The following is a 5,610-nucleotide window of genomic DNA, read 5'->3' on the forward strand; positions in this document are numbered from 1 at the left end:
TTGTCGCGGCGCAACTGGGTGAGCTTCTTGTCCTTGAGCGTGGTCAGTTCGACGTCGCCGATCCGGGCCGAGCCGCTGGAGATCGTGTCGAGACCTGCCATGCAGTGCATCAGCGTCGACTTGCCGGAGCCCGAGGGGCCCATGATCGCGGTGAACTCCGCCTGGCGGAACTCGACCGAGACCGAGTCCAGGGCGATGACCTGAGTCTCGCCCTCGCCGTAGACCTTGGAGAGATCGGTGGCCCGGGCGGCGGCCGCTGAGGTGCGGTGGGCGGTTTCGACGCCGAAGGGGGTGGTGGTCACGGTGGATGACTCCTGTCGTGCTCTACGGGAGTGGGCGGGACGTCACTCCATGGTTCCGGTTGTAAAAGGGGACGGGATCAGCCCGTGCTCCGGTTCTGCGGGGGGTCTCGCGATGTAGGTGGTGGTGGCGGAGTCCTCCTTGAGGAGGAGATGACACCCCGGGCGGGGCGTCGAGATTGCGTCAATCCCCAGTTAATGGGGGTTCAGGGCATATCGGCAGGTCCAATGGCCGTCGGCATCTTCGGGTACCCCGCCCCGCTGCTGATGCACCCTCAGTTGCCAATAAAATAAGACAACCTCGGTCCGCGGATCCACTGTGCGGGGGCATGTCCCCGGATAGGCTCGTGCTGCTCTCTTCCAGGGGAGGGCCGTATGCGCTCCGTACGGCCCAGGGGGAACCGCCGCCCGGATGGTGGAATGCAGACACGGCGAGCTTAAACCTCGCTGCCCCTCGCGGGCGTACCGGTTCAAGTCCGGTTCCGGGCACCTTCAGATCCGGTGGGCGCACTCAGCGTGTGTGGATGGTCGCCCAATGTGCGTGCGCGGGGCCCGCAGGGGCCTCGCGCCGGCTCTCGCTGCGTGAAAAGATCCTCCTTGGGCACTAGGGTGCTTTCTTTGCTTACCTATTACTCTTAAGTCAAGGTCGCGCCCGGCGGCCATGGAGGAGTGAGATGAGGAGCAGCAACCCGGTCTTCTCGCGACGGGGGTTCAGCCGCAGCGGCGGCTACGCCGGTTTCGGCGCGGCGCCGCAGGCCGGGAGCCCCGTCGCCGGTCAGGGCAATCCGTACGCGCAGACACAGCCGCCCACCAACCCCTATGCGGCGGGCGGCCAGCAGAATCTGACCCCCGAGCAGCTCCAGCAGATGTATGGCGCGCCGCCGGCGGGTCCGCTTCAGACCGGCCGGATGACGATGGACGACGTCGTCATGCGCACCGGAATGACGCTCGGCACCGTCATCGTCGCCGCCGCGGCCGCGTGGATCGCGCAGCTTCCGGTGGGCGTGGGCTTCGGCGCCGCGCTCGTGGCGATGGTGCTCGGCCTCGTCCAGTCGTTCAAGCGCACGGCCTCGCCCGCGCTGATCATGGGTTACGCCCTCTTCGAGGGTCTCTTCCTCGGCGTCATCAGCCAGGTGTACAACGAGCGCTGGTCCGGCATCCCGATGCAGGCCGTGCTCGGCACGATGGCCGTGTTCGTCGGTGTGCTCGTCGCGTACAAGACCCGTCTCATCCGGGTGAACGCGCGATTCCAGCGCTTTGTGCTCGCCGCCGCCATCGGCTTCGTGCTGCTGATGGCGGTAAACCTGCTGTTCGCCCTCATCGGCGGCGGGGACGGCCTCGGCTTCCGCAGCGGTGGCCTCGGCATCGTCTTCGGCCTCGTCGGTGTCGTGCTCGGTGCGGCGTTCCTGGCGATGGACTTCAAGCAGATCGAGGACGGCGTCCAGTACGGCGCTCCGCGCGAGGAGTCCTGGCTGGCGGCCTTCGGGCTGACGCTCTCGCTGGTCTGGATCTACCTGGAGCTGCTCCGGCTGATCTCGATCTTCAGGGACTAGCGTCGGGTGGTGCGGGCCTCGTCCGCACCACCGGCTCGGACCCGCAACACCTGAAAGGGCCCGCGGAGGCGATGACCTCCGCGGGCCCTTCTTCCTGTGCGGCTTAAGCCGCCCGGTTCGGTGGGTCTGTCATACACGCTTCTGCCTCCGGGCAGCGGCTACAGCAGCTTGCGCGCCGCACGCCTCAAGTCGTGTTCATGGATGATGGCTTTCGCGTGGCCGTATGCGAGCTGGTGCTCGCCGCGCAACCAGCTCACCTTCTCCTCGAAGCGGAAGAAAGCGGGGCCATCGTCGACCGTGCGCAGCCAGTCGGCGACTTCACGGCCCGTGCACTGGGGGATGCGGGAGAGTAGGTTCCGGTGAGTCTCGTCGGAGAAGATTTGGGACATCGGCGCCTCCGGACGCTTCCATGCCGGCCCCCGGGTCCATGGCCCGGGTTTCCTTCAGCTCACCGTGCCTGAGTGTTCGCCCGTTGGCAACAGTCCCTCGGTGGCGCATACGCTCGGAGCGTGGATGATACGACCCCCCTCATGACCGCCGTGGACCGGTTCGCCGACCGGCTGCGTGCCCTTCCGCAGTCCCGGCTGCGGGCGGGCGCGGCGGCCGAAGGGCTGGCGCTGGCTAGGGAATTGTCGGTGCGCGCACAGCGTCTGGAGGAGCCGGGAACCCCGCCGCGGATCATGCCGGACGCGGGGCCGTTCGTGGTCGCCGACCAGGTCGCGGTGGCCGGACATGATTTGGTGCACGCGCTGGAGCGTGCGCCGGGCGGCTCCGGGGGCGCCCGGGCGGCGCAGGGGGTCACCGAGGCGGTGGCGCTCGTCGTGGAGACGGCGGGGCGCTGCGGGGTCTGAGGGGCGGCGGGTGGCTGCCCTTACAACGAGGCGATGACGCGGTCGGCCAGGACGTACACATTGTCCTCGCCGCAACCGAACGTGAGCGCGAACGCACCGGAGACGCCCGAGCCGCCGAGCAGCACCGGGGTGGTGCCCTCGCGCAGCGCGTCCGCCAGCCGCTCGGCGGTCTCCCGGTGGCCCGGGGTCATGCAGATCGTGGTGCCGTCGGCGAAGACATAGACATCCAGGGTGCCGAGGGGCCCGGGGCGCACATCGGACAGCGGGGTGCGGGCGTTGGCCAGCTCGGTGATCCGGGTCACCGTGCGGTCGTGGTCGGCCACGGGGGACGACGGGGAGAAGTCGGGGTGGGACGGATGGCGCCGGCGGGCCGCCGCGAGTTCGGCCGACTCCCGGGGCTCGGCCGCCGGCTCCGGCTCGACGCCCAGCTCCAGCTCCACCTCGGCCTCGACCTCGGGTTCCTGGTCCCCGCCGGAGTCCAGCGCCTCGGGGCCCAGCGCGTCCAGGCCGAGCAGCGGTTCGAGCCCGGCCAGATCGGCCTGGCGGGGCACGAAGAGCTGCGCGTCCTGTACGGCGTCCTCGCCGTACCCGCCGGGCCCGCCCAGCAGCGAGTGGGCGTCGGCCGTTCCGGCGGAGTCCCTGGCCTCCTGGGCGGCCCAGAACGCCCGTGCCTCGGCCAGCTCGCGCTCCCGCTCCTCGGCGAGCGCCTCGGCGACGGCCGCGCGTATCTCGGCGGCCGGGGTGGCGCGGGGTGCGGGCACCGTCGCACCGTTCTCCTCGCCGCCGCTGCCCGCCTGGGCGCCGGCGGCGACGGTGGCCGCCAGCTCGGCGCGCAGCTCACAGATCTGCCGGCGCATACCGCGCGCGGTGTGCAGGGCGGCCGCCCCTACGGCCGTGGCGGTCACCGCGGCCAGGAGGAGGGCAAGAGTCGTGGGGCTCACTGACGTACTCCCGGTTGGCTGTTGATCCCCCGAATTCCTACCTCAGCTTGAGGCTTATCGCCTCCCGACGTCAGCACATACCATCACCAAATGGGCAGAATTCGGTACCGGAAGGGTCTTTGGTCACCGGTACTGAGCTGGGCAGACGGCTCTCCCCCAGGACCTTTGTCACATCCTGGGGGAGATTCGGTCACGGCTCGATCCAGACCAGTGTCTCAGACGCGGGGCGGCTCGGCCCCCCGGCCCGGTCCGGCTCCGCCCAGCGGCTCGGCCGGGCTCGGCCGCCCGGCCCGGTCCGGCTCAGCTCAGGCGCTCGATGACCATCGCCATGCCCTGGCCGCCGCCGACGCACATGGTCTCCAGGCCGAACTGCTTGTCGTGGAACTGAAGCGAATTGATCAGCGTGCCGGTGATCCGGGCGCCGGTCATGCCGAAGGGGTGGCCCACGGCGATCGCGCCGCCGTTGACATTGAGCCGGTCCAGGTCGATGCCCAGATCGCGGTAGGACGGGATGACCTGCGCGGCGAACGCCTCGTTGATCTCCACCAGGTCGATATCGCCGATCGACATCCCGGCCCGGGCCAGCGCCTGCTTGGATGCCTCGACCGGTCCGTACCCCATGATCTCGGGGGAGAGCCCGGAGACGCCGGTCGACACGATCCGGGCCAGCGGGGTCACGCCCAGCTCCCGCGCCTTGGTGTCGGACATGATCACCAGCGCCGCGGCACCGTCGTTGAGCGGGCAGCAGTTGCCCGCGGTGATCCGGCCGTCGGGGCGGAAGACCGGCTTCAGGCCCTGCACGGCCTCCAGGGTGGTGCCCGCGCGGGGGCCGTCGTCCTGGCTGACGACCGTGCCGTCCGGGGTGGTCACCGGGGTGATCTCACGCTCCCAGAAGCCCTTCTTGATGGCTTCCTCGGCGAGGTTCTGGGACCGGACGCCGAACTCGTCCATGTCCTCGCGGGTGACGCCCTTGAGCCGGGCCAGGTTCTCGGCGGTCTGGCCCATGGCGATGTACGGGTCGGGCAGCAGACCGTCCTCGCGCGGGTCGTGCCAGTCGGTGCCCTCCTGCTCGGCGCGCGCGACGGTACGGGCCTCGGCCTCCGCGAACAGCGGGTTGTGGGTGTCCGGCAGTCCGTCCGAGGTGCCCTTCTTCGACCGCGAGACCATCTCGACGCCCGCCGAGATGAAGACATCCCCCTCGCCCGCCTTGATGGCGTGCATCGCCATCCGCGAGGTCTGGAGGGAGGAGGAGCAGTAGCGGGTGACCGTACAGCCCGGGAGGTGGTCCATCCCCATCTGCACGGCCACGATCCGCCCCAGGTTGTGTCCCTGCTCGCCGCCCGGCAGACCGCAGCCGAGCATCAGGTCGTCGATCTCGCGCGGATCGAGCTCGGGGACCTTGGCGAGCGCGGCCTGGATGATCTCGGCGGTGAGGTCGTCCGGGCGCAGATCCTTGAGCGATCCCTTGAAGGCGCGGCCGATGGGAGAACGGGCGGCAGAGACGATCACTGCTTCGGGCATCACGGCTCCATGGGGGCGGGGGTGCGGGTGGGACTCCGAGGGAAGTTACCCGTACGTATCGGCAGGGTCACGGGGTGCGGGCTGTGACGCGGAACTCTTTTTTCCAAGCGTACGCTCAGCGGCCCCGGGTTGGCGTCACCCGCAGCGCTTTCTCTCACGCTTTACGGGGGCGCCGATATGCGCTTGGGCGCCGCCGCTGCCGGTGGCTCCCGGGCCCCGAACACGGGCCGGACGCCCGCCACCCGGGCTGGCGGGCCGTGTCGGGGGCCAGGTGCCCCCGCCCCCGGCACGCCCAGTACTTGACCTGATGCAACTAATCCATCAAGCGATTTCCAAAGGGGTACCCCACCCCCTGCCCGTCCCCGCATGGGCCACGCTCCCGGCCCTCGGAAGCCGCCACCGCCCCGACGGCCGGCGGCGCGGCCCCGGCCCGCTGCTGCCTGCT

6 protein-coding genes and 1 tRNA gene are annotated in these 5,610 nt (G+C 70.1%); 3 read left to right on the forward strand and 4 right to left on the reverse strand.

Features of this window, described 5'->3' with window-relative positions:
- A partial coding sequence (locus KN815_RS41730) for an ATP-binding cassette domain-containing protein (RefSeq protein WP_216346991.1) occupies positions 1-302 on the reverse strand: 302 nt, incomplete at its 3' end.
- A 403-nt stretch (positions 303-705) separates the two neighbouring features.
- Here KN815_RS41730 and KN815_RS41735 point away from each other — a divergent pair.
- A tRNA-Leu gene (locus KN815_RS41735) sits at positions 706-788 on the forward strand.
- 185 nt (positions 789-973) lie between these two features.
- Positions 974-1,852 (forward strand): Bax inhibitor-1/YccA family protein, encoded by an 879-nt coding sequence (locus KN815_RS41740; protein ID WP_216346992.1) that lies wholly within the window; start codon positions 974-976, stop codon positions 1,850-1,852.
- A gap of 158 nt (positions 1,853-2,010) precedes the next feature.
- On the opposite strand, the gene KN815_RS41745 is transcribed toward KN815_RS41740, so the two are convergent.
- The gene (locus KN815_RS41745) at positions 2,011-2,241 is read right to left on the reverse strand and encodes a DUF4287 domain-containing protein (RefSeq protein ID WP_014061257.1); all 231 of its coding nucleotides are present in this window, start codon (positions 2,239-2,241) and stop codon (positions 2,011-2,013) included.
- Positions 2,242-2,382: 141 nt separating this feature from the next.
- On the opposite strand from KN815_RS41745, the gene KN815_RS41750 reads away from it, so the two are divergent.
- A complete protein-coding gene (locus tag KN815_RS41750) occupies positions 2,383-2,703 on the forward strand; it encodes a hypothetical protein (protein ID WP_372458616.1) in 321 nt (106 codons plus the stop codon).
- A gap of 20 nt (positions 2,704-2,723) precedes the next feature.
- Here the strand turns inward: KN815_RS41750 and KN815_RS41755 are convergent, their stop codons facing one another.
- Together KN815_RS41755 and KN815_RS41760 are read right to left on the reverse strand one after the other, a co-directional pair.
- Positions 2,724-3,644 carry a hypothetical protein gene (locus KN815_RS41755; RefSeq protein ID WP_216346994.1) on the reverse strand — a complete coding sequence of 307 codons (921 nt, stop codon included), beginning with the start codon at positions 3,642-3,644 and terminating at the stop codon, positions 2,724-2,726.
- A 300-nt stretch (positions 3,645-3,944) separates the two neighbouring features.
- Entirely contained in the window at positions 3,945-5,165 is a 1,221-nt protein-coding gene (locus KN815_RS41760; protein ID WP_216346995.1) for an acetyl-CoA C-acetyltransferase, read from the reverse strand.
- Between the last annotated feature and the right edge of the window lie 445 nt (positions 5,166-5,610).

This window comes from Streptomyces niphimycinicus (genome assembly GCF_018883605.1).
Lineage (GTDB): Bacteria > Actinomycetota > Actinomycetes > Streptomycetales > Streptomycetaceae > Streptomyces > Streptomyces niphimycinicus.